This window comes from Planktotalea sp., from assembly GCF_050633725.1.
Lineage (GTDB): Bacteria > Pseudomonadota > Alphaproteobacteria > Rhodobacterales > Rhodobacteraceae > Planktotalea.
This window is the reverse complement of the sequence record NZ_JBOEHB010000004.1, coordinates 37,396-60,803: the sequence shown is the minus strand read 5'-3', so window position 1 is coordinate 60,803 and position 23,408 is coordinate 37,396. Positions and strand designations below refer to the sequence as shown.

Genomic DNA, 23,408 nt, shown 5'->3' with positions numbered 1-23,408 from the left:
GGAAAAAGAAACCCCGCGAAGCTGATGCAACGCGGGGTTTCAAATTCTAAAAGCATTCAAGCTCAAGAAAAGGTGCTTAGAGCATCCCTTCGCGCTGTAGCTTCTTACGCGCCAGTTTACGGGCGCGGCGGATCGCTTCAGCTTTCTCGCGTGCTTTTTTCTCAGACGGCTTTTCGAAATGTTGCTTGAGCTTCATCTCACGAAAAACGCCTTCACGCTGGAGCTTTTTCTTCAGGGCACGAAGCGCCTGATCGACATTGTTGTCACGAACACTAACCTGCATGTGGTTTTCACCACCTTTCTAGTTTGAAGTTGCAAGGATTTGCAGGAAGCCGCCATATAGCAAAGCGCGTGTAATATGTCTAGTATAGCATCATGCGAAGAGGGGCTTGCTATGACCAATCCAAATGAAGCGCTAAAGCAGCAGTTGTTGGACGCTATTTTGAACCATGTTGCTTTTGATGGTTGGAGCGATGCGAGCTTTGACGCGGCTGTTCAAGACCTTGGCATTGATATGCCGCTCGCAAAGGGTGCGTGTCCGCGCGGCGCTGTTGATTTGGCGATAGCATACCACCTTCGCGGCGATGCCGACATGGTTGCGCGATTTGGGCAAGAAGATCTAAGTGGCTTGCGGTATTCAGAAAAAATCGCTGCCTTGGTTCGATTTCGCCTTGAAGCGGCAATGGACAAGGAAGCCGTGCGACGCGGCACGACGCTTTTTGCTTTGCCGCAATACGCAGGTGATGGGGCGAAACTAATTTGGGGCACTGCCGATGCAATTTGGAATGCGCTTGGCGATACGTCGCGCGATTCTAATTGGTATTCCAAGCGAACAACATTGAGTGCGGTCTATAGTGCAACAGTTCTGTTTTGGTTGGGTGATACGTCCGAAGATCATGCGGAGACATGGGCGTTCCTGGATCGTCGAATCGAAAATGTCATGCAGTTTGAAAAGGTCAAAGCGCAGGTAAACGCATCGCCGATATTAAGGCCGTTTCTGGCGGGTCCAAAATGGGCGCTGAGTTTGCTCAAGGCACCACCCGAAGGTTCTCGCGATGACTTGCCCGGCCATTGGTCGAACACCTCTAATAATACATAATACCCGAAAGGATTGCCCATGCGCGCCGTTGAAATCACCAAATCTGGTGGCCCTGAAGTCTTGCAGATTTGCGAACGCCCAATGCCTGAGGCAGGGCATGGGGATGTTGTTATTAAGATCGCATATGCAGGGGTGAATCGACCTGATGCGTTGCAGCGTGCTGGTTCCTACGCGCCGCCGCCAACGGCGAGCGATTTGCCCGGGCTGGAAGCGTCTGGTGAGATCGTTGCGATTGGCGACGCTGTCACAGATTGGTCCGTTGGCGATCAGGTTTGCGCGCTGTTGCCGGGCGGTGGCTATGCAGAATATGTCGCGACCCCAGCGGCGCATTGCTTGCCTGTTCCCAAGGGGATGGGGTTGAAAGAGGCCGCCTGTTTGCCAGAGACCTATTTCACAGTCTTTTCCAACGTGTTCCAGCGCGGCGGGTTGAAAGCAGGTGAGCGGTTCTTGGTGCATGGCGGATCGTCGGGGATCGGTACGACCGCGATCCAACTGGCGAAACTCTTTGGCGCGCGCGTGTTTGCGACGGCGGGCTCTGACGAGAAATGTGCGGCTTGCGTTGAACTAGGGGCAGAGCGCGCGATCAATTATCGCGATGAGGATTTTGTTGAGGTTTTGAAGGCCGAAGGCGGTGCTGATCTGATCTTGGACATGGTCGGCGGTGAGTATTTACCGCGCAATGTGAAGACTTTGGCGAATGATGGTCGCTTGGTTCAGATCGCATTTTTGCAAGGCCCGAAGATCGAGCTGAACTTCGCGCTGATGATGATGAAGCGTTTGACGATCACAGGATCGACGCTGCGCCCGCAGAGTGATTTGGCGAAAGCGCGCATTGCAGATGCGCTGCGCGAACAGGTTTGGCCGTTGCTAGATGCAGGGCGTTTGGGGCCTGTGATTGACAGCGAATTTGACTTGGCGGATGCGTCCGTTGCCCATGCGCGAATGGAGAGCTCTGGGCACATCGGAAAAATCGTTCTTAAGGTTTGAGGCAGCAGAGGGGGCCAGCCCCCGTCTCAGCGAGCTGAGACTCCCCCGGAGTTTATTTTGGAAAATGAAGGGGGGCGTTAACCTTAATATGTGGTTAGCGAACTGGATCGAAGAGAGCGTTTTTCATCGTGCAATCTTTGATCGTGTCGCGCCCGCATGGAACTGGATCGAGGTTCTTTGACAGGCAAATGCGTGTCTCTTGGATGCGACCCTGTTTGCATGTGATTGTCAGCATGTTGGCCTCGAGATCGGGGTTTTCCTTGAGGAAGGCTTCTTCCACGACTTTGGCGGGAACCTTAACTGCTTTGTCGAGTCTGCGAAACACAGCCGGGCGATTGATCTTGCCGTAAGCTTCGCGCGAGAGGTCGTAATAGGCGCGCGCGCTGAGGCCAGTGCAGGTGCCGTGTTTCTTCCATTGATGCCAAGCTAGACCTGATGTGCCCATGATGTCGGCCATAGCATTAGTCATACCGCGAGAAGGTTGGCGTTCGGGCGTTCGGCAAAAGCTGGGCCAGCCTTGGTGGAATTGCGGCCAAAGGCCGTGCAGCGTCCAGCCGAAATCTTTTGAGGCATCGCATTGCTCAGAATTGCGCGCATCCCCTTCCAAGGCACACCAAGTTGGCGTCCAGCTGAGGGCGAGGACGTAGTAGTCAAATTCGCCCGCTTTTTCGCCGTCAGCACGCAGGCTGCTTGCCATCATTAACAGTGTCAGAACCAGTTTACGCATTGCCTCTTCCCCTTTGGTGCAATCGCCACTATATGAGGGGTCAAGTTCCCCCACAATGGTAACCCGCACCCCTCAAAAAGGTGCCGCCTATTTCAGGCGACGAGAGAGATATGTTTGAAGGAGAGTTCCCATGGCCAAACCGATTATGGCAAAAGCGACCGCCGTATGGCTGGTGGATAACACGACGATCAGCTTCAAGCAGATCGCAGATTTTGTTGGCATGCATGAGCTTGAAGTGCAGGGCATTGCGGATGGTGATGTTGCGACTGGCGTCAAAGGGTTTGACCCGATCGCGAACAACCAATTGGTGCAGGAAGAAATTGACGCAGCGCAAGACAATCCGCTGCACAAACTGAAACTGAAATTCAACGCAGCGGCGCAAGGCGAAGAAAAGCGCCGTGGCCCGCGTTATACGCCTTTGTCCAAGCGTCAGGATCGCCCTGCCTCTATCCTTTGGTTGGTGAAGTTCCACCCAGAGTTGACAGACGGCCAAGTCGGCAAGCTGGTCGGCACGACAAAGCCAACGATCCAAGCAATCCGCGAGCGCACGCACTGGAACATTGCAAACATTCAACCGATTGATCCGGTTGCTTTGGGCCTGTGTAAGCAATCCGAATTGGACGCAGCAGTTCAGAAAGCCGCAGCGAAGAAAGCCGCCGAAGGCAGCGTGATGAGCGATGATGAGCGCCGCAAGCTGGTGAGCACAGAGCAATCTCTTGGTATGGAAGCAGAGCCGAAAATCCCAAGCGCGATCGAAGGCCTAGAGACATTTTCACTTGGAGATGCACCTGAAGAAAAAGAAGAAGAGACAGGCGACATTCTGGATGCCGAGAGCTTCTTTAACTTGCCAGGTGACAAGGACGATGAAGCTGACAGCTAAGTTGGCTTATTCCTGCTAATCATTGAAACCCGGAACATACAAATGCTCCGGGTTTTTCTGTGCCCATTTAGGCGTTGTCTGATTGAAGGTGAACATAGGTTTCATCAAAGCGCCGTTGAAGGTGATCAATCGCAAGAACTGGCTCTTGTTCTTTGTGAGAAACGATCGTGTCGTGGTTCGGGTTGAAGAAAAGCGGAACCGAAATACGTTCATTCTTGGGGCCAAGAACGCGATGCGGGGTGGCTTTGATGCGCCCATCGGTCCAAATTTCCAGCATTTCGCCAAAGTTTATAACGAATTCTCCAATTGGTGCGCTCACGGGTATCCACCCGCCGCCACGCTTGCGTACTTCTAGGCCCGGGGAGCCGTCTGTCGCCAAAAGTGTCAGGCAGCCGTAGTCGGTGTGCGTTGCAATGCCAAAATCTTTGTCCGTCGCCCAGTCGGGTCGTTCAGGGTAGTAGTTGCCCCTGAGCAGCGCCATTGGTTTGCTGAATTTGTCGCGAAAGTACGCGGCATCTGCGTCAGCTGCATCCGCAAGGGCGCAGAGCAGATCGAGTGCAAACGTAGTTGTTTCGCGATAGTAGGTTTGCAATGTCTTCGCGAAGTTTTCGGGATTTTCAGGCCAGATATTCGGCGCATATGCAGGTAGTTGGAGTTTTGTCAGGGGGTCGTTTTGATCCAGCTCTATTCCGCAATCGAACACTTGCTTGTAGTCAGGGTTCGCATTTGGATCGACCTGTTCGGATTGCGCGCCGCCCCATCCACGATTGGATCCCGTTTTTGCCATGTCATAGGCCTCTTTTTCAGCGCTGGGCAGATGAAAAAACGTGCGGTAGTTTTGAATAACTCCCTCAACAGAAGCGGCAGAGATTGGTGTGTTGTAGACCGTCAAAAAGCCGATCTCTGACGCACCAATTCGGGCTGCATCACGCGCTGCGGCGTGGTTTGGGTGTTTCGGGTCAATGAGCGCAGCAGCGTCTATTCGAGGAATCAAAAGGCGTCCTTTCGAGGTTTTGTCGTGATGTGAGGGGATGTCTTGCTAGATCGGTTTGCGCGCATTCATGGCGGCAGTGATCGTACCGTCGTCCAAATAGTCGAGTTCGCCGCCTATTGGCACGCCTTGCGCAAGAGAAGTTAACGTGACGCGGTTTTCTAGCAGATCAGCGATGTAATGCGCTGTGGTTTGGCCGTCGATCGTCGCATTGAGAGCAAGGATCACTTCTGTGATGTCTTCACTGATAACCCGATCAATCAAGCGGGGAATGCGTAGCTCATCGGGCCCGATCGCGTCGAGGGCGGAAAGGGTTCCGCCGAGCACGTGGTAGCGACCATGAAAGACGCCCGAGCGCTCCATCGCCCATAAATCAGAGACATCCTCAACAACGCAGAGGATACCATTTGCGCGTTTTTCGCTTTCGCAAATATCGCAAATGTCAGAAGTGCCGACGTTGCCGCAATTGAGACACTCACGCGCGCTCGCAGCAACGGTTTGCAGCGAGTCCGCAAGAGGGGTGAGGAGCAACGCGCGTTTGCGAATTAGGTGCAACACAGCACGGCGCGCAGAGCGAGGGCCAAGCCCGGGAAGCTTGGCCATCAACTCAATAAGCGCTTCGATGTCTTTTGTGCTGCTCACCAAATTTGCTTTAGAATGGCAGTTTCATATCTGCTGGAAGACCAAGGCCTTCGGTCAGTTTGCCCATCTCAGCCGCAGACTTTTCAGCCGCTTTTTGCTGCGCCTCTTTGATTGCCGCTAGGATCAAATCTTCGACGATTTCTTTTTCATCGCCATTGAAGATCGATGGATCAATGTCGAGCGCGGTGAGTTCACCCTTTGCCGTAGCTGTTGCCTTAACAAGACCTGCGCCGCTTTCGCCAACAACCATCATCGAGCCAAGATCTTCTTGCAGTTGACCCATCTGGTCTTGCATTTCCTTGGCTTTTTTCATCATGCCCGCCATATCGCCGAGCTGGCCTAGTCCTTTGAACATCTTCGTCTCCGTTAAGTTTTGCGCGCCTCTTTGGGCGTCGTATAGAGTATCATCCCTATACATATTGCAGTGACAGCAGCGATGAACAAGGTGGGGGAGCCAATACATCCTTCGGCTTGGGCAAGTGCGCGTATTCCAGTTGGGTCTGCCATAGTCAAAAGGCTGCCATATCCGACCCAAAGGATAAGAACGAGCAATGCGCCCCATTGGTTGCGAAACCTAATCGCAATGAGCGTCAGCGCAAAAAGGAGCAAACTGGCAGGAGAACTTGCCAAAGCGATTGCTTCGCTCACACCTGAAACTGGAACACCGTCCCAATCAGGTCGCGCTTTGTCGCAAACCTCGGCCGCGAGCAAGCTGGGGAGCAGCGTGAGGATCAATCCTCCTCGAAAGGGTCCCATTCATCTTCCACTTCTGGCAGGGCTTCTGCCATGGCCTCATTCGCAATTTCCTGCGGGGTCTTTATGTCAATGATCTTTGCGCCGGGAAAGGCTTCTTTAACGGCTAGAAACAACGGATGCTGTTCGGCTTCTGCTTTGATTGCATTGTCGGCGGCATCGCGTTTTTCCGTAATGGTGTCAGCGCCGCCTTCATTGACCAAGGTGACTGCCCAACGATTGCCGGTCCATAGCTGAAGCTTTTGACCGAGGCGTTGGGCAAGGTCATTGGGCGCGTTGGAATGGGGTTCGAATTCGATTCGCCCCGGTTGGTAGTGAGCAAGTTTTACGCCGCCTTCGACTTCGACCAGAAGTTTCACATCGCGGTTAGCGCGGATCAGCTCGACGACATGATTGAAGGTTGGAAAGCGCTCAAGCGCATCAGCATCCAGTTGTTGAGCTGTCGCTGCACCACCTGCATTGCCACCCGAGACCGTCATGCGAGATTGGGCGTTGGCAACAGCCGTTACTCCCGCGCTCACTCCGCCGCCACCGCCGCCAGATGGGGAGGGAGGGGGCGGCGTATCTTGTAACCTACGGATCAATTCTTCGGGGCTTGGAAGTTCAGCGACATGGGTTAGACGAATGATTGCCATTTCAGCAGCCATCATCGAATTGGGTGCGCTTGCGACTTCGTCCAGCGCTTTGAGCAGCATTTGCCACATCCGCGTCATTGCGCGCATGGGAAGATCGCTTGCCATTTGCAGACCGCGCGCGCGCTCGTCAGGGGAAACAGTTGGATCATCGGCAGCGTCGGGCGTGATTTTCACGACACTGATCCAATGCGTTATCTCAGCCAGATCACGCAAAACCGCCATCGGGTCTGCACCTGCTGCGTATTGTGCGCCAAGTTCGGTCAACGCTGCTGCTGCATCGCCGCGCATCACCATTTGGTAAAGATCAAGAACACGGCCGCGATCTGCAAGCCCGAGCATCGCACGGACTTGTTCAACCGTTGTTTCACCCGCGCCATGGCTTATCGCCTGATCAAGTAGGGAGGTCGCATCCCGTGCGGACCCTTCGGCGGCGCGTGTGATGAGGGCCAACGCGTCTTGGGAGATTTCTGCGTTTTCGCCACTGGCAATGCGTTTGAGCATGCCGATCATGTCTTCCGGCTCAATCCGGCGCAAATCGAAACGCTGGCAGCGGCTAAGGACTGTAACTGGAACCTTGCGAATTTCAGTTGTCGCGAAGATGAACTTCACATGCGCGGGGGGCTCTTCGAGCGTTTTCAACAGCGCGTTAAAGGCCGACGTCGAAAGCATGTGAACTTCGTCGATGATATATATTTTGTATCGGGCAGACGCCGCGCGGTAGTGGACGCTTTCGATAATTTCACGAATGTCGCCTACGCCCGTGCGCGATGCGGCGTCCATTTCCATGACATCGACGTGACGCCCTTCCATGATCGCGACGCAGTTTTCACACACCCCACAAGGTTCTGTCGTCGGGCCGCCGTTGCCATCTGGGCCAATGCAGTTGATACCCTTAGCAATAATTCGTGCAGTTGTCGTTTTCCCCGTTCCGCGAATGCCCGTCATTACAAAGGCTTGGGCGATGCGATCTGCTTCAAACGCATTTTTCAGCGTCCGCACCATGGCTTCTTGGCCAACAAGGTCAACGAAAGTTTCAGGGCGGTATTTACGCGCGAGAACTCTGTAGGCTGTGTTCGGTTCGTCAGTCATTCATATGTCCCGGAATCGCGTTGGTGCCGACTTTAATGGGCGGCTCGCGTCGGGTCCAGTGCAAGCGAGGTGCAGGCAGCGGCGCAGCTGTACATGAGCGTAAATAAATTGAACGGTGAGATCGATTTGAGGATGATTATGCTAACGCTTGCTTTTTTCCATAGGGTCATGCCCATAATACGGCCGAAAGGCACGCATGAAGTGGGTGCCGCGAAGTTGGAGAACGATTATGCGGTTACGCGGGGCAAGAGGCAGCCGAAACATTGAGGACCGTCGCGGTCGTCGTGGCCGCAGTGGCGGACGCGCAGCGCCTATCGGGGGCGTTGGGCTGATTGTTGTCCTTGCGATCGGCTATTTTGCGGGCATTGATGTTACGCCTTTGTTGCAACAAGGAAATGCACCGCAGCAAACGTCAACGCGGGCGATCTCGCCAGAGGAAGAACGCGCTGGCGAATTTTCATCGCGGGTATTGGCGACAACAGAGCAAGTCTGGGGACAGATATTTCCCGCGCAGGTCGGGCGCGATTATCGCGCGCCAACTTTGGTGTTGTATTCCGATGTCACACAAAGCCCTTGCGGCGGAGCATCTGGTGCTACAGGGCCATTTTACTGCCCTGCCGACAACAAAGCCTATTTAGACACTGATTTCTTCGCCACCTTGTCGCGTCAACTCGGTGCGAAGGGAGATTTTGCTGCGGCTTACGTTATCGCTCATGAGGTTGCCCATCATGTTCAGAACGAGCTTGGAATTTTAGGCAAAGTGCATGAAGCACGTCGTCGAGCGAGCATCGAAGAGGCAAATGCACTTACAGTTCGCTTAGAGTTGCAAGCAGATTGTCTCAGCGGAGTCTGGGCTAGATCGGTCGAAGGCTTGCTCGAGCCGGGCGATTTAGAAGAAGCGCTGAATGCGGCGCGGATGATTGGGGATGATCGTCTGCAAAAACGGGCAGGCAAAGTGCCTCAGCCGCATACATTCACCCATGGAACGAGTGCGCAGCGTGCGGGCTGGTTTGCAAAGGGGTTCAAGAGCGGTGACATGCGTGATTGCGACACATTTAGTGCAAACCGGCTCTGACGAATGAGCGATCTGATCATCCACGCTCTTAGGGTTGCTGATGGCTCGCTCGCGATTTGCCAGATGCCGGGCCGCGAAGGCAACTATGAGGATGATCTGGATTTCATACGCGAGTGGAAACCGTCTTTGGTCATAACGATGACGACACGCGGAGAACTGGCGGACGCAGGAGCAGAAACGCTGGGCGCAGACATCCAAGAAAGCGGCGCGCGTTGGCTGCATTTGCCGATAAAGGATTTCGGGATTCCCGACTCGGACTTCATGGCGACATGGCCCGATTCACGCGATGCAGCGCTGAGCGCGCTGCGGGGCCGTGGACGGGTTCTCATTCATTGCAAAGGTGGGTGTGGGCGTTCAGGCATGTTGGCGCTTCGCCTTATGGTCGAAGCCGGCGAAGATGCTGTGGAGGCGCTGTTAAGGCTGCGAAAATTGCGCCCATGTGCGGTCGAAACCGACGCCCAATTGCGCTGGGCGGTAACAGGCTTAGTGCAAGAGGATTAGGTGAGAGGTTGGACATCGACCCAAGTGGGGCTCGTTGTGGCTGCTTCCTTCCGGATCTGACCAGGTTGGCGAGGCACTTGCCCGCGCCAACCCCTCGCTTGCTGATATAGACAGGGCGAGAGGGCATTGCAAGGCTTGGCGCTTCAGTCACCAGTTCATGATGCAAGAGCGTTTGCAAAACACCTGAAAACCAAGACTTGATCCTTGTTAGCAAAAAAACATAGCGTGCCCCTCAATTGAGGAGCGCCACATGAAACTTGCAGAAACGGTAACTTTTGGCGGATCTTCGCTAGATCGGGCAGCCCATCTTCGCGCAGATGCAACCAAGCTTAACGCGTTGAAAGCCCGAGGCGATGCGGTGGCGATACTGTTCTGGCGTGGTAAACCTTTGATCCGACGTGGCCCACGTGATGCGCTGGCTCGGATTTCGATGAACGATGATGTGTTGAAATCCCGCTTGGATCAGGCATTTTTCCTTGGCTTGGAAGGAGAGGCACCTGTTTTTGCCTGCGATCTTTCTGATTGGCAGCCTGAAAATGTCGATGAAGCCGAATTGGGTGCTTTTCTAGATGGCTCAGAGCAGCGGCATCCTGATCTTCCCGAGAGCGATGTTTTTGCAGAGTTGCGAATGAATATGACGCGCCTTTCGTCACGCGATGCAGAGCTCGTCGCATCTGCGCGCGCGCTTTATTGTTGGCACAGTAGTCACAAGTTTTGCTCTAAATGCGGTGCGCCGAGTGATATGTCGATGGCTGGCTGGCAACGCAGTTGCAATGCGTGTGGCGGACAACATTTTCCGCGCACTGATCCTGTTGTCATAATGCTGATTACTTACGGAAATTCGGTTCTTATGGGTCGCTCGCCGGGATGGCCGGAGGGCATGTATTCGCTTTTGGCTGGCTTTGTTGAACCGGGCGAAACGCTTGAAGGCGCTGTACGTAGGGAAGTTTTTGAAGAGGCGGGAATCACCGTTGGGCGGGTAGATTACCTTGCAAGCCAACCTTGGCCTTTTCCTAATTCGCTCATGTTTGGCTGTCGCGGTATCGCGACAAGCGAAGAAATCACGATCGATCCAACAGAAATTGAGGATGCGATTTGGGTAAGCCGCGAAGAGATGATGCTGTCCTTTGCGGGGGAGAATCCGAAAATTCTTCCTGCGCGTAAAGGCGCGATAGCACATTTCATCTTAAAGCACTGGCTCAGCGATAGACTTGACTGACAAATCTCAGCTATAGGATAAAAAACTCAAAAGACGCGAGCACACTGATGAAATTCTCAAGCAACGAAGATATTGAAGCACCGATCAAAGACGCTTTCGCGTTGTTTACTGACTTTGATCAATTTGAGCGCTCTGCGCTTCGTCGAAGTGCTGATGTGCGCCGAATCGATACTTTGGGTCAAAACGGCGTTGGCATGGCGTGGAACACGCAATTCAAATTGCGCGGCAAGGAACGCAAGATCGACGCAGAGATGGTCGAATATTGCGAACCTGAAAATTTCTGCCTCCAGCTTCAAAGCGAAGAGGTGACAGCACTCGCACATGTAGAGCTTATGCCGTTGTCCAAAGGAAGAACCCGCGCTTCTGTATCTGTTGAGCTAAAGCCGATCAGCCTTGCAGGGCGTTTGCTGGTACAGTCTTTGCGTCTTGGTAAAGCGCGTTTGGATAAGAAGTTCAAGAAAAAGGCTGGGGACTTTGTTCGCAACCTTGAGCGCGACTATCAAGCCAAAAACAAAGCTTAAGCGTTAAGTGTCACGCTCAGGCGCGCGTGGGTAGGTTCCCAAGATATTGATTTCGCTTGTGAAATAATCGAGTTCTTCTAGCGCGCGCTTGACGTTTTCATCATCTGGATGACCTTCGATGTCAGCGTAAAACTGCGTTGCCGTGAAATGTCCGCCAACCATATAGCTTTCCAGCTTGGTCATGTTGACGCCATTGGTCGCAAAGCCGCCCATTGCTTTGTAGAGCGCGGCGGGAAGGTTGCGCACGCGAAACACGAAACTGGTCATCATTCCGTGGCTTCCACGTTTTTCGAGTTTGCTTTTCGGAGACATGACCAAAAAGCGGGTCGTATTGTGCCCATGGTCTTCGATATCGCGGGCAAGCACGTCGAGGCCATAAATTTGCGCCGCGATCTCACTTGCTAAAACACCGGCAGTCTTGTCCCCGCTTTCAACCAGTTCTGCGGCAGCGCCTGCGCTATCAGCCGCGGCTTCGCCCTTGATGCCATTTTCGGCAAGAAAACTAGCCGCTTGAGGCAATAGAACCAAATGCGCGCGCACCTTTTCCAAGTCTTGTAATTTGACGCCAGGATTGACCATTAGGCAGATACGCACGCGTGTGAAAGCCTCGCCAATGATGTGAAGGCCAGAGCTAGGCAAGAGGCGGTGAATGTCTGCAACGCGCCCATAAGTCGAGTTTTCTACAGGCAGCATGGCCAACTCAGCGCGACCTGAATTGACAGCGTCAATAACATCTTCAAACGTTCTGCAGGGCAAAGGTTCAAGATCGGGATAATTGTCTGCGCAGGCTTCGTGAGAATAGGCTCCTAATTCGCCTTGGAATGCAATCTTGTTCGTCATAAATGCTGTTCCTATAAAATCTGATGCAGTTGGGCGTTTAGTCGCGGGGTGTACACCTTGCCATACGCGCGCGAAACCCATAGACAGCCGCGCAACGATATACAACGGGACAAGCCAAATGTTTGACACGATGACCTTTACCAAAGTCCTTGGCGGCTTCTGTGGTGCATTTCTAATCTATCTTATGAGCAAATGGGCTGCAGAAGAAATGTATCACACGGGTGGTGGCCACGGCGATGATCATGGCGCAGCCTATGTAATCGAAGTCGAGAGCGACGATGATGGCGCTGAAGAAGAAGCAGGTCCAGACATCGCAACTTTGGTTGCTGAAGCGGACGTTGCTAAAGGCGAAAAAGTTTTCGGAAAATGCAAAGCCTGCCACAAGCTGGAAGACGGCGCGAACGGCACAGGTCCACATTTGTTTAACATTGTGAACCGTGAAATCGGTAAGATCGACGGCTTTGGTTATTCTGGCGTTCTTGCTGAGATGGGCGGCGCATGGGGCTACGCAGAGCTAGACGGCTTCTTGGCTAACCCAAAGAAATACGCGAAGGGCACAAAGATGAGCTTTGCGGGTCTGAAGAAAGAAGGCGATCGTGCAAATTTGATCGCTTATCTTGAGACAATTCAGTAACAAAAACTGACAGACTCACGATTTAGAAGCCGTTCAGCATCATGCTGGACGGCTTTTTCGTGCCGTTGCGCGGATTTATTGGCAGCGCACCCAGCATTCACAACCAGTTTATCCAATCGGCGCTTGAATGTGGTGAGCGCAGGGCATTAGCTATAATAAACGCATAGATCAAAATGCGAATATCTGTGGGAGCATGACGATGATGGGAAAAACTCCAAAGCGTGAACTAACGATAAAGCGCCGTGATCTGATGCTTGGAATGGCTGCGGGGAGCGCTGGTGCCGCGCTCGGACTGCATTCCAGCACCGCCTATGCGGACAGCCATGCGCAAGAACTTATCAAAAGTCACGGCTACTCCTTTTTTGGCGATTTGAAGTACCCGCCAGATTTTTCTCACTTCTCATATGTGAATCCGAATGCACCGAAGGGTGGTCAGATCACCCTTAGCACGCGCGGTACTTTTGACGGGTTTAACCGATGGGCGTGGCGCGGAAGCCCCGAAACCAACTCCAGCGTCGTGGGCGAAGCGATGTTTGCCGAGATGCCATGGGGTGGCCCTGCGCCTGCTGATTCCTTGACTGATTCCTATTGCTTGATCGCGCGTGAAATCGAATACCCGAAGTCTAAAGAGTGGTGTGTTTTTCACATGCGCAAGGATGTCGTGTTTCGCGACGGATCCCCGCTTCGCGCTCAGGACGCTGCATTTACCCACAATCTTTTCCTTGAACAGGGCATTCGCTCTTATGCGCGTTCGGTTAAAGAACGTATCGAAGCCGTGGAAGTCATCGATGATCACACTGTGCGGTTTAAGTTTGTAGATGGCATTTCAAGACGCTCGTTGATTGATCAAGTTGGTGGAACACCAATTTTGTCAGAGCAATGGTATAAGCAAACGGGTGAACGTCTGGATGAGCCGTCTATTCAATCGCCCATGGGCTCGGGCCCCTATCAAGTCGGTGACTATGAGTTCAATCGTTATGTCGTCTATGAGCGCAACCCGAACTATTGGGGTTGGGATCATCCCGCCAACATCGGGCGTCATAACTTTGATCGCATTCGAATCGAGTATTTTGCTGATGCAACGGCGGAGTTTGAGGCCTTCAAATCGGGAGAAGTGAACTTTCGCCAAGAAGGCTCTAGCAAGCGCTGGGCGACGGGGTACAATTTCGCATCTTTGGACAGCGGGCATGTGAAGAAGGAATCGATCCCGGATGGGACGGCTCCTAACAATTCAGGCATTATTTTCAACACACTGCGCGCGCCCTTGGACAATAGGGATGTGCGCCATGCTCTGTCTTTGGCGTTCAACTTCGAATGGACACGAGAATCCCTGCAATTTGATCTAACGACGCAACGAAATTCGTTTGTGCAAAATCAAGACTGGGAAGCCAAAGGCGTGCCAGAGGGTGACGAGCTAGCCTTCTTGCAAGGTCTGGGCTCTGTGGTTCCACCTGACATGCTGACTGAGCCGGCTGTGATGCCGCACACCTCAAGAAAAGACAAACCAAGCGATCGCCGCAATAAGCGTGAAGCATTTCGTTTGCTCAAAGCGGCCGGTTGGTCGGTGGATGGCAAAGGCCATATGGTTGACGAGCAGGGCGCGCGTATGACGCTCAACTTTTTGGTCATCACGTCATGGGACGACACGAGAAAGGCAATTATCGAGACTTATTCCAAAACTTTAGAAGGTTGGGGGATCAAGGTGAACGCGAGCGCAGTGGATAGCGCCCAAGGGCAGCAGCGCTTTCTCGATAAAGACTACGATCTGATCTACACGCGGATACTAACCTTCTCAACGGTTGGAACTGGCTTGAAGCAATTGTTTGCTTCTGAAACAGCGGAAGTGTCGTCCTACAACCCGGCGGCTCTGCGTAGCCCGGTTGTTGATGCGATTATCGAAGCTGCGCTCAAAGCCGAAACGCGAGCCGCAGAGATCACGTCCCTCAAAGCCCTTGATCGTGCGCTGCGGTATGAACGCATAATCGCGCATGCTGGATTTGTTCCCGAGTACTGGGTGTCTTACTTTGACATGTTTGAAAAACCCGAAAACTTACCGCCGCTTGCCTTGGGTGCGCTCGATTTTTGGTGGTTCAATCAAGAGAAATACGATGCGCTTAAGTCCGCTGGCGTTTTGAGGTAAATCGCTTTGGGCGCTTATATTCTACGACGACTTTTGCTGATCATTCCCACTCTACTAGGGATCATGATTGTTAACTTCACACTGGTGCAGTTTGTGCCGGGTGGTCCTGTTGAACAGGTGCTTGCGCAGATGCAGGGTGGAGGCGATGTTTTTGAGGGGTTCTCAGGTGGGGGCAATGATGTAGGTGAAGAGACATTCGGCTCGGACAGCGAATATGTCGGCGCGCGTGGTCTTCCCAAAGAGTTCATTGAAGAGTTGGAAAAAGAGTTTGGCTTTGACAAGCCGCCTCTAGAACGCTTCCTTAATATGATCTGGAACTACATGCGCCTTGATTTCGGCGAGAGCTATTTTCGCTCGATTAGTGTTGTCGATTTGGTGCTGGAAAAGATGCCTGTTTCGATCACTTTGGGGCTTTGGTCGACGCTTATCGCTTATCTCGTCTCGATACCTTTGGGCATTCGCAAAGCGGTACATGACGGCAGTAGCTTTGACACATGGACCTCTGCGATGATTATCGTCGCATACGCTATCCCAGGATTTTTGTTCGCGATTCTTTTGCTTGTTCTGTTTGCGGGTGGATCTTACTGGCAAATATTCCCTCTGCGTGGGCTGACGTCCGAAAACTTTGACGACCTTAGCTTGATTGGGAAAGCGACGGACTACCTTTGGCATATCGCGCTTCCAGTGTTTGCCTCAACGATTTCTGCGTTTGCAACACTCACGTTGCTGACCAAGAACAGTTTTCTTGACGAAATTAAAAAACACTACGTGATGACCGCGCGCGCGAAGGGGCTTAGCGAAGGTAGAGTTCTTTATGGTCATGTTTTTCGCAATGCGATGTTGATCGTTATCGCAGGGTTCCCTGCGGTTTTTGTGTCCGTGTTCTTTGGCGGCTCTATCATAATCGAAACGATCTTCTCGCTTGATGGCCTTGGCCGTCTAGGTTTTGAAGCAGCTGTTGGACGCGACTACCCAGTGATGTTTGGCACTTTGTTTATCTTCGGCCTTATCGGTCTCGTGGTGAATATCTTGTCCGACCTGATGTATGTGCTGGTTGATCCGCGCATCGACTTTGAAAAGCGGGAAGGTTGATCAAATGAAGCTCTCTCCGCTGAATCAGCGCCGCTGGCGCAATTTCAAACGCAATCGTCGTGCGCTTTGGTCTTTGGCGATTTTTTCGGTCCTGTTCGGGTTGAGCTTGCTTGCCGAGTTCATCGCCAACGATAAACCTATTGTGGTCAGCTACCGCGGTGAGCTGCATATGCCTGTTTTCAAGTTTTATCCCGAGACCGCCTTTGGTGGGGATTTCGAAACAGAGGCCGTCTATCGCGATGTAGAGGTGCAATGCCTGATCAAGTCAGGCGGGTTAGAGTCATGCTGGGATGATCCCGAAGGTATTGTCGAGGCCATCGACCGAGGATCATTTGATGAAAGCATCGAAGATTTTCAGAAAGGATGGATGATTTGGCCGCTTATCCCATATGCCTATGACACCACAGTTGATCGCCCCGGTGCAGCGCCGCTCGCACCGAATGCGCAAAACCTGCTAGGAACGGATGATACAAAGCGCGATGTGCTTGCCCGCGTGATCTATGGGTTCCGCCTGTCGATTTTGTTCACTTTGGTTGTGACGACTTTGGCCAGTGTTGTCGGTATCGCGGCAGGCGCATTGCAAGGCTACTTCGGTGGCTGGGTTGATCTGATCTTCCAGCGGGTGATCGAGATATGGGGCGCGGTTCCGTCGCTTTATATCATCATCATTATGTTTGCTATTTTGGGGCGCGGGTTCTGGCTTTTGGTCTTTCTTATGGTGCTGTTTGGATGGATGGCACTGGTCGGCGTTGTGCGCGCGGAATTCTTGCGCGCCCGCAATTTGGAATATGTGCGCGCCGCCAAAGCGCTTGGCGTCTCAAATTCGGTTATCATGTTCCGCCACATGCTGCCCAACGCGATGGTTGCGACCGTGACGATGTTACCGTTCATTGTTACTGGAACAATCAGCACCCTTGCTGGCCTTGATTTCTTGGGCTTTGGCCTTCCATCTTCATCACCTTCGCTAGGAGAGATGACATTGCAAGCCAAGCAAAACCTGCAAGCACCTTGGCTCGCCTTTACTGCCTTTTTCACCTTCGCTGCCATGCTCTCGCTGCTTGTCTTCATCTTTGAAGGCGTGCGCGATGCATTTGACCCAAGAAAGACCTTCTCATGAGCGCATTGTTGAAGGTGAATGACCTGACAGTTGCTTTTCGCCAAGATGGCAAGCTGAGTGAAGCAGTGCGCGGAGTTAGCTTTACGGTTGATCGAGGAGAAACCGTTGCGCTTGTTGGGGAAAGTGGGTCGGGCAAGTCTGTAACTGCACTGAGTTCTGTGTCGTTGCTTGGCTCAAGTGCCGTGACCAAAGGCTCTATCACCTATGATGGTCAGGAAATGGTCGGAGCGGATGAGGCGCTGCTACGGAAGGTTCGCGGCAATGACATCAGCTTTATCTTTCAAGAGCCTATGACCTCGCTCAACCCGCTTCATACGCTAGAAAAACAACTGGGCGAGTCCCTTGCGTTACACCAAGGTGTGGTTGGTGATGCCGCGCGTGCGCGTATCATTGAATTGATGAATAAAGTTGGCATTCACGATCCTGAAAGCCGATTGAGTTCTTACCCGCATCAGCTTTCGGGCGGGCAACGTCAGCGTGTCATGATCGCCATGGCACTGGCAAACGGGCCAGATTTATTGATCGCAGACGAGCCTACGACTGCTCTGGATGTAACTATTCAAGCGCAAATTCTTGGCCTCTTGGCGGATTTGAAAAAGACCGAAAACATGGGTCTTTTGTTTATCACCCATGATCTTGGTATCGTGCGGAGCATTGCAGACAAAGTTTGTGTAATGAAAGCTGGCGAGATTGTTGAAGCTGGTACAACGGAAGACGTCTTTAATAATCCGCAACATGAATACACAAAAACGCTCTTGAATGCGCATGCTGTCGGGACACCTGATCCCGTGCCCACAGGCGCGCTTGAAAGCATTGGCACGGAACACTTGAAAGTCTGGTTTCCTATTCAGCAGGGCTTTTTGAAGCGAACTGTCGGGCATGTGAAAGCGGTGAACGATGCAACGCTCAGTGTGCGCGCTGGCGAAACGCTTGGTATCGTTGGCGAAAGTGGCTCTGGCAAAACGACGCTTGCGCTTGCGATGATGCGACTGATCGCGTCGGAAGGCGGCATTACGTTCGAAGGTGAAGATACGCGCGCTTGGTCAACCAAGCAGCTACGCGCTGCGCGAAAAGACATGCAGATCGTTTTTCAGGATCCGTTCGGCTCGCTCTCTCCGCGTATGACGGCCGAACAGATTATTGCCGAAGGACTTGGCGTACATGGCACGGATGGCGACAAGTCATCGCGAGATATGGTCGCTGAGATCATGATCGAAGTCGGCCTTGATCCCGAAACGATGCATCGCTATCCGCATGAGTTTTCCGGTGGCCAACGCCAACGCATCGCGATTGCGCGTGCAATGATCCTGCGCCCGAAATTGGTTGTATTGGACGAACCTACAAGTGCGCTTGATATGACTGTTCAGGTGCAAATCGTTGAACTCTTGCGTGGGCTGCAAAAGAAATATGGATTGGCATATCTCTTCATCAGTCACGATCTCAACGTGGTGCGCGCGATGTCACACAAAGTTTTGGTGATGAAGCGTGGCGATATCGTTGAAATCGGCGATAGCGAAGAGCTATTCAAAGCGCCCAAGCATGAATACACGCGCGCGCTCTTGAGTGCTGCCTTGGATCACAGACACGAAGAGTAGCCCATCCATTTGACCGCCTACATAGGGGATTAGATTGCGGAGCTATGCCCCGCGTGGTTGAGATCGTAGGCATCAAACTGGCGGGCGATAAGGCGAGTGAGAGGGCGTGCTTCCAGTGGAATGGACAAGCCTTGCGAGTCAATCGAGAGCAAATCTTCAAAGGCTCTGTTTGCTTCTTGAAAGAGCGTCTCAAGCGCCGCATCCGTGATATCGAAGTTTGCTGTAATTTCTGTACGTGAAATGCGAAAGTCACACATCAACGCCTCGATAAGACGTGCGCGGAGCTTGTCGTCTCCGCCAAACCTGTGTCCGCGCGCGATTGGAATGCGTCCTTCGCGTACCGAAGCGGTGTAGTTCGATGTGGCTGCGTTGTTTTGCGCATAGCCTTGCGGGTAGCGCGAAATCGACGAGGCTCCGAGGCCAATGAGCACCTCGGAGGTGTCTTCGGTATATCCTTGGAAATTGCGTCGAAGCCTGCCAGCTTCCAGCGCTTTGCTTAGCCCGTCGGATTTGGTCGCGAAATGGTCTATGCCGATTTCAGTGTAATCGTCCCAGAGGAACAAGCGCCGCGCGGTTTCAAACAGTTTGAGCCGCTCCTGCGGTGTTGGAAGCGCATCGGACGGGATCATGGATTGACGACGCGCCATCCACGGAACGTGCGCATACCCATAAAGCGCGACCCTGTCAGGGTTAAGCGAAAGCAGCTTTTGCACGCTTTCGGTGATCTTCGCACCTGTCTGATGTGGCAGTCCAAAAAGGATATCAGCGTTGAGAGATTGAACTCCGCGCGCGCGGATCATGTCGATTGCATCGCGGGTGATGTCATAGCTTTGTTCGCGCCCGATACATTTCTGAATCTCGGGATCAAAGTCTTGAACACCGATAGATGCGCGATTCATGCCGGCTGTAGCGAGCGCGTCTAATCGCGCGCCATCAATCTCGTTCGGATCGATTTCAACAGAAAATTCGCCGCCTGCTGCCATTGGTGTTACAGCGAGTATTTCACCGGCAAGATCGGTGATCATGTCAGGAGAAAGCAAGGTTGGCGTACCGCCGCCCCAATGGAGTCGCTCTAACGTGACGCCTTCGGGCAAATGTTTGGCGAGCGTGGCGATTTCTGCCTTAACCGTCTCTAAATAGGCGACAATTGGAGCCACGTTCTGTGTGCCTTGAGTGCGACACGCACAAAACCAACATAGCCGACGACAAAACGGAATATGGGCGTAAAGAGATATCTTACTGTGCGGCTTAATCTCTGAAATCCAGCGCGAGACATCAGCATCGCTGACCTCTCCGTTGAAGTGCGGTGCGGTAGGGTAGCTGGTGTAACGCGGTACTTTAGCGTCAAAAAGACCTAGCCGTTCTAGTTGGTTTCTCATTGTCATATCTTCGCCGATAAGATGTAATGGGCGCTACTTCTTTGATTCAGATCAATGGAAACACATTGTTATGTCCCTAACACTCGCGACTGAACCTCAAGACTGCGGAGATTGCCCAATCCGCCATCGTGCTGTCTGCGCGCGTTGTGAAACGGATGAGTTGGCGCTGTTGGACCAGATTAAGTACTATCGTACTTATGAAGCAGGGCAGACTATTGTCTGGTCAGGCGAGCCGATGGAATTTGTCGGGTCTGTTGTGCGCGGGATTGCGACACTTACCCAAACGATGGAAGACGGACGCACTCAGATGGTAGGTTTGTTGCTGCCTTCCGATTTTGTTGGTCGCCCAGGTCGTCGCGGTGCAGCTTATGATGTTGTCGCAACGACGGATGTCGTGATGTGCTGTTTTCGCAAAGTTCCTTTCGAAGAAATGATGGAGCGCACGCCCCACATCGCTCAGCGATTGCTTGAGATGACGCTAGATGAACTGGATGCTGCGCGTGAATGGATGCTTGTTCTGGGCCGAAAAACCGCGCGCGAAAAGATCGCATCGCTTTTGTCTATCATCGCGCGTCGCGACGCCTCGCTGAATTTGAGCGCATCGCAAGACAAGATGGTGTTTGATTTGCCGCTAACGCGCGAAGCGATGGCCGATTATCTTGGTCTGACGCTCGAAACGGTAAGCCGTCAGATAAGCGCATTGAAGCGCGATGGCGTTATCGTGCTTGAGGGTAAGCGTCATGTAACCATCCCCGACTTTGAGCGTCTGCTCAATGAAGCCGGAGATGATAGCGATGGTGGAATGCTGGCCTAAGGCGCTTAGTGTTTCATAAAGACGGGCAGTTTTGCCTCTTCCAGCATGTCACGTGTTGCTCCGCCTAGAATGGCTTCGCGGAAACGAGAGTGCCCATAAGCGCCCATAACCACCAGATCAGCGTCTTTGTCAGCGGCATGACGCAATAAAACGTCGCTGACACGGGGCAAGCTTTTGCCAAGCACATCGATTTCGACTTTGATGCCATGCCGTGCAAGGAAGACCGAAAGAGGGCCACCCGGGTCAGACCGTTCATGCCCGTGTCGCGGCGGGTCAATGACCGTGACTCGCACAGAGTTGGCTTTTTTCAACAGCGGAAGTGCGGCTCGAATAGCATTCATGGCTTCAGCGCTCTCATTCCAAGCGATGATCACCCTATCTGGCGTGGCTTTTAGAGTGCAGTCCTCGGGAAGGATCATCACGGCAGATTGACCGCCAAATAATGCACCTTCCAAGACTCCTTCGGCCTCTAGTTGAGAGGTGTTGTCGCCATAAGGCGTTGGCAAAACTGCGAGATCGGCAAAACGTGAACGAATGGCCACGCTGCGATTGATATTGCCGATAGGATTGACGACATTTTCAACGCTCCAACGCGCATTGGTTTTGTCGAGCGCTGCGCGCGCCGCGTCGGAGATTGATTTCGCTTCCGCGCCTGCCGCTTCCATCGTGCGTTGCAACAACATTGGATCAACGCCACCATAGTGAAAGCCTGGCGTCATTCGATCAATGCCGTGGCACACAACGTCAAGATGTGCGTCATACGCGACCGCCAGCGATGATACGGCACCTAGAAAGGCGGTGCTCGTGTCCAGATCGGCGAGATGGGTAATAAGAGTCTTATATTCCATTGTGTAGCCTCCTTTTCTTTAAGCTCCCCCTTAGCTTGAGGCGGAATTGCACAGATATCCTTGACGCCAATCAACCTATCGCCGCCAAAAGTTTGACCCAGATCAAAGAATGGATTGGCGTGATCTCGCACAAGACACTCAGTCAAATGAACCCTGCGCACGAATTACGAATCGCGCGGGAAGGACGAAGGGACGAAAAATGATGAACTACATCAAGATTATCGTGCTTGGCCTTATCACGCTTATGGCGATGATTGCTGCCAACTACGCACGAGACCTTGCCTACATGGTTCACGCACTCATCATTATGTTGGTTGCGGGTGGCATGTTCCTGTGGACGGTGCGCCAAACGGGCGAGCCGGTTTCAGGCGGGTCAATGGAACACGAATACATGGACGGCGTGGTGCGCTACGGCGTTATCGCGACAACCTTCTGGGGCATAACAGGTTTCCTTGTGGGAACCTTTATTGCGTTTCAGCTGGCTTTTCCGGCTTGGAACTTTGATTGGGCGGAAGGTTACGCCAACTTTGGTCGCCTTCGTCCATTGCACACCTCGGCGGTGATTTTTGCATTTGGCGGCAACGCTTTAATCGCAACATCATTCTATGTGGTGCAGCGAACAAGCGCGGCGCGCCTCTGGGGCGGCAACCTCGCATGGTTCGTGTTCTGGGGATATCAATTGTTTATCGTTCTTGCGGCGACGGGTTATCTCTTTGGAAGCACGCAGTCTAAAGAATACGCGGAGCCCGAGTGGCATGTTGACCTTTGGTTGACTGTTGTTTGGCTTGCCTATCTCGCGGTGTTCTTGGGAACGATCATCAAGCGCAAAGAAAAGCACATCTATGTTGCGAACTGGTTCTACCTGAGCTTCATCATCACAGTTGCGATGTTGCATGTTGTTAACAACATCAGCATTCCGGTTAGCTTGTTCGGCTCCAAGTCGGTTCAAGTCTTCTCTGGCGTTCAAGATGCGATGGTTCAGTGGTGGTATGGACACAACGCTGTTGGCTTCTTCCTGACGGCTGGTTTCCTTGGCATGATGTACTACTTCGTTCCGAAGCAAGCTGAGCGCCCAGTTTATTCTTATAAACTGTCTATCATCCACTTCTGGGCGTTGATCTTCCTGTATATCTGGGCTGGTCCTCACCACCTTCACTACACAGCTTTGCCTGATTGGGCGGCGACACTTGGGATGGTCTTCTCGATCGTTCTTTGGATGCCAAGCTGGGGCGGTATGATCAACGGTCTGATGACGCTCTCTGGTGCTTGGGACAAACTGCGTACTGACCCTGTTATGCGCATGATGGTTATCTCCATCGGTTTCTACGGCATGTCCACATTTGAAGGACCGATGATGTCGATCCGCGCTGTGAACTCCCTGTCGCACTACACCGACTGGACAATTGGACACGTGCACTCTGGCGCACTTGGTTGGAACGGTATGGTCACTTTCGGTGCGCTCTACTTCCTCGTGCCAAAGCTCTGGAACCGTACGCGTCTTTATAGCCTGACACTGGTTAGCTGGCACTTCTGGCTCGCGACAATCGGTATCGTTCTTTATGCGGCGTCCATGTGGGTGACTGGCATTATGGAAGGCTTGATGTGGCGTGAAGTAGATGCAAACGGCTTCTTGGTGAACTCGTTCGCGGACACTGTTGCAGCCAAGTTCCCAATGTATGTGGTGCGCGGTCTTGGCGGGGTGATGTATCTCACCGGTGCTTTGATCATGGCCTACAACCTTTGGATGACTGTCAAGCGTAGCCCAGCTGTAGAAGCTGAAGCTGCTAACACCCACGCTGCCGTAGCGGCCGAATAGGAAGGAGCAGACCT

General features: G+C 52.8%; 24 protein-coding genes and 1 other RNA gene. 14 read left to right on the top strand and 11 right to left on the bottom strand.

Annotation, left to right across the window (positions count from 1 at the left end; all coding sequences use genetic code 11):
* Nucleotides 1-76: 76 nt before the first annotated feature.
* On the bottom strand, nt 77-283 hold the full coding sequence (rpsU, locus tag ACRBCU_RS05005) for a 30S ribosomal protein S21 (protein ID WP_085306716.1): 207 nt from the start codon (nt 281-283) through the stop codon (nt 77-79).
* 111 nt (nt 284-394) lie between these two features.
* On the opposite strand from rpsU, the gene ACRBCU_RS05000 reads away from it, so the two are divergent.
* Together ACRBCU_RS05000 and ACRBCU_RS04995 are read left to right on the top strand one after the other, a co-directional pair.
* On the top strand, nt 395-1,099 hold the full coding sequence (locus tag ACRBCU_RS05000) for a COQ9 family protein (RefSeq protein WP_431364273.1): 705 nt from the start codon (nt 395-397) through the stop codon (nt 1,097-1,099).
* A gap of 18 nt (nt 1,100-1,117) precedes the next feature.
* Nucleotides 1,118-2,086, top strand: a complete 969-nt coding sequence (locus ACRBCU_RS04995) for an NAD(P)H-quinone oxidoreductase (protein WP_431364272.1) — start codon at nt 1,118-1,120, stop codon at nt 2,084-2,086.
* Between the two features lie 94 nt (nt 2,087-2,180).
* Here the strand turns inward: ACRBCU_RS04995 and ACRBCU_RS04990 are convergent, their stop codons facing one another.
* Nucleotides 2,181-2,813, bottom strand: coding sequence for a ribonuclease T2 family protein (locus ACRBCU_RS04990; protein ID WP_431364271.1), 633 nt, complete (start codon nt 2,811-2,813; stop codon nt 2,181-2,183).
* Nucleotides 2,814-2,943: 130 nt separating this feature from the next.
* Between ACRBCU_RS04990 and ACRBCU_RS04985 the strand changes: the two genes are divergently transcribed.
* Nucleotides 2,944-3,693, top strand: coding sequence for a DUF1013 domain-containing protein (locus tag ACRBCU_RS04985; protein ID WP_431364270.1), 750 nt, complete (start codon nt 2,944-2,946; stop codon nt 3,691-3,693).
* A gap of 67 nt (nt 3,694-3,760) precedes the next feature.
* Here the strand turns inward: ACRBCU_RS04985 and ACRBCU_RS04980 are convergent, their stop codons facing one another.
* From ACRBCU_RS04980 to ACRBCU_RS04960, 5 genes are read right to left on the bottom strand one after another with little or no spacing between them, the layout of a single operon-like run.
* Nucleotides 3,761-4,687, bottom strand: a complete 927-nt coding sequence (locus tag ACRBCU_RS04980; RefSeq protein WP_431364269.1) for an isopenicillin N synthase family dioxygenase — start codon at nt 4,685-4,687, stop codon at nt 3,761-3,763.
* A gap of 45 nt (nt 4,688-4,732) precedes the next feature.
* Complete coding sequence (gene recR, locus ACRBCU_RS04975) at nt 4,733-5,326, bottom strand: recombination mediator RecR (protein WP_431364268.1); 594 nt, start codon at nt 5,324-5,326, stop codon at nt 4,733-4,735.
* Between the two features lie 10 nt (nt 5,327-5,336).
* Nucleotides 5,337-5,681 carry a YbaB/EbfC family nucleoid-associated protein gene (locus ACRBCU_RS04970; RefSeq protein ID WP_431364267.1) on the bottom strand — a complete coding sequence of 115 codons (345 nt, stop codon included), beginning with the start codon at nt 5,679-5,681 and terminating at the stop codon, nt 5,337-5,339.
* 11 nt (nt 5,682-5,692) lie between these two features.
* Nucleotides 5,693-6,082 (bottom strand): hypothetical protein, encoded by a 390-nt coding sequence (locus ACRBCU_RS04965; protein ID WP_431364266.1) that lies wholly within the window; start codon nt 6,080-6,082, stop codon nt 5,693-5,695.
* Nucleotides 6,058-7,803: a DNA polymerase III subunit gamma/tau gene (locus ACRBCU_RS04960; RefSeq protein ID WP_431364265.1), complete on the bottom strand. Its 1,746-nt coding sequence runs from the start codon at nt 7,801-7,803 to the stop codon at nt 6,058-6,060. The genes ACRBCU_RS04965 and ACRBCU_RS04960 overlap by 25 nt, the downstream gene beginning before the upstream one ends.
* A 229-nt stretch (nt 7,804-8,032) precedes the next feature.
* Between ACRBCU_RS04960 and ypfJ the strand changes: the two genes are divergently transcribed.
* The gene (gene ypfJ, locus ACRBCU_RS04955) at nt 8,033-8,878 is read left to right on the top strand and encodes a KPN_02809 family neutral zinc metallopeptidase (protein ID WP_431364264.1); all 846 of its coding nucleotides are present in this window, start codon (nt 8,033-8,035) and stop codon (nt 8,876-8,878) included.
* A gap of 3 nt (nt 8,879-8,881) precedes the next feature.
* On the top strand, nt 8,882-9,379 hold the full coding sequence (locus ACRBCU_RS04950; protein ID WP_431364263.1) for a protein-tyrosine phosphatase family protein: 498 nt from the start codon (nt 8,882-8,884) through the stop codon (nt 9,377-9,379).
* Here ACRBCU_RS04950 and ffs read toward each other — a convergent pair.
* Nucleotides 9,378-9,476: signal recognition particle sRNA small type (gene ffs / locus ACRBCU_RS04945), an RNA gene on the bottom strand. The genes ACRBCU_RS04950 and ffs overlap by 2 nt on opposite strands.
* 153 nt (nt 9,477-9,629) lie before the next feature.
* On the opposite strand from ffs, the gene nudC reads away from it, so the two are divergent.
* Nucleotides 9,630-10,598: an NAD(+) diphosphatase gene (gene nudC / locus ACRBCU_RS04940; protein ID WP_431364262.1), complete on the top strand. Its 969-nt coding sequence runs from the start codon at nt 9,630-9,632 to the stop codon at nt 10,596-10,598.
* A gap of 47 nt (nt 10,599-10,645) precedes the next feature.
* The gene (locus ACRBCU_RS04935; RefSeq protein WP_431364261.1) at nt 10,646-11,119 is read left to right on the top strand and encodes an SRPBCC family protein; all 474 of its coding nucleotides are present in this window, start codon (nt 10,646-10,648) and stop codon (nt 11,117-11,119) included.
* A 3-nt stretch (nt 11,120-11,122) separates the two neighbouring features.
* On the opposite strand, the gene ACRBCU_RS04930 is transcribed toward ACRBCU_RS04935, so the two are convergent.
* Nucleotides 11,123-11,959, bottom strand: coding sequence for a prephenate dehydratase (locus ACRBCU_RS04930; RefSeq protein ID WP_431364260.1), 837 nt, complete (start codon nt 11,957-11,959; stop codon nt 11,123-11,125).
* Nucleotides 11,960-12,077: 118 nt separating this feature from the next.
* Between ACRBCU_RS04930 and ACRBCU_RS04925 the strand changes: the two genes are divergently transcribed.
* The 5 genes from ACRBCU_RS04925 to ACRBCU_RS04905 all read left to right on the top strand — a co-directional run bounded on the left by ACRBCU_RS04925 (nt 12,078) and on the right by ACRBCU_RS04905 (nt 18,537).
* Nucleotides 12,078-12,593: a c-type cytochrome gene (locus ACRBCU_RS04925; protein ID WP_431364259.1), complete on the top strand. Its 516-nt coding sequence runs from the start codon at nt 12,078-12,080 to the stop codon at nt 12,591-12,593.
* A 199-nt stretch (nt 12,594-12,792) separates the two neighbouring features.
* Nucleotides 12,793-14,733: an extracellular solute-binding protein gene (locus ACRBCU_RS04920; RefSeq protein ID WP_431364258.1), complete on the top strand. Its 1,941-nt coding sequence runs from the start codon at nt 12,793-12,795 to the stop codon at nt 14,731-14,733.
* A 6-nt stretch (nt 14,734-14,739) separates the two neighbouring features.
* Complete coding sequence (locus ACRBCU_RS04915) at nt 14,740-15,825, top strand: microcin C ABC transporter permease YejB (RefSeq protein ID WP_431364257.1); 1,086 nt, start codon at nt 14,740-14,742, stop codon at nt 15,823-15,825.
* Between the two features lie 4 nt (nt 15,826-15,829).
* Nucleotides 15,830-16,942 (top strand): ABC transporter permease, encoded by a 1,113-nt coding sequence (locus ACRBCU_RS04910; protein WP_431364256.1) that lies wholly within the window; start codon nt 15,830-15,832, stop codon nt 16,940-16,942.
* Entirely contained in the window at nt 16,939-18,537 is a 1,599-nt protein-coding gene (locus ACRBCU_RS04905; RefSeq protein WP_431364255.1) for an ABC transporter ATP-binding protein, read from the top strand. The genes ACRBCU_RS04910 and ACRBCU_RS04905 overlap by 4 nt, the downstream gene beginning before the upstream one ends.
* A gap of 29 nt (nt 18,538-18,566) precedes the next feature.
* Here ACRBCU_RS04905 and hemN read toward each other — a convergent pair whose 3' ends face one another.
* Complete coding sequence (gene hemN, locus ACRBCU_RS04900; RefSeq protein ID WP_431364254.1) at nt 18,567-19,922, bottom strand: oxygen-independent coproporphyrinogen III oxidase; 1,356 nt, start codon at nt 19,920-19,922, stop codon at nt 18,567-18,569.
* A 64-nt stretch (nt 19,923-19,986) separates the two neighbouring features.
* Here hemN and fnrL point away from each other — a divergent pair, with 64 nt between their 5' ends.
* Nucleotides 19,987-20,730, top strand: a complete 744-nt coding sequence (gene fnrL / locus ACRBCU_RS04895) for a transcriptional regulator FnrL (RefSeq protein ID WP_431364253.1) — start codon at nt 19,987-19,989, stop codon at nt 20,728-20,730.
* 5 nt (nt 20,731-20,735) lie between these two features.
* Here fnrL and ACRBCU_RS04890 read toward each other — a convergent pair whose 3' ends face one another.
* Complete coding sequence (locus ACRBCU_RS04890) at nt 20,736-21,578, bottom strand: universal stress protein (RefSeq protein WP_431364252.1); 843 nt, start codon at nt 21,576-21,578, stop codon at nt 20,736-20,738.
* Between the two features lie 199 nt (nt 21,579-21,777).
* Between ACRBCU_RS04890 and ccoN the strand changes: the two genes are divergently transcribed.
* Nucleotides 21,778-23,394, top strand: a complete 1,617-nt coding sequence (gene ccoN, locus ACRBCU_RS04885; RefSeq protein ID WP_431364251.1) for a cytochrome-c oxidase, cbb3-type subunit I — start codon at nt 21,778-21,780, stop codon at nt 23,392-23,394.
* The last annotated feature ends 14 nt before the right edge of the window (nt 23,395-23,408 follow it).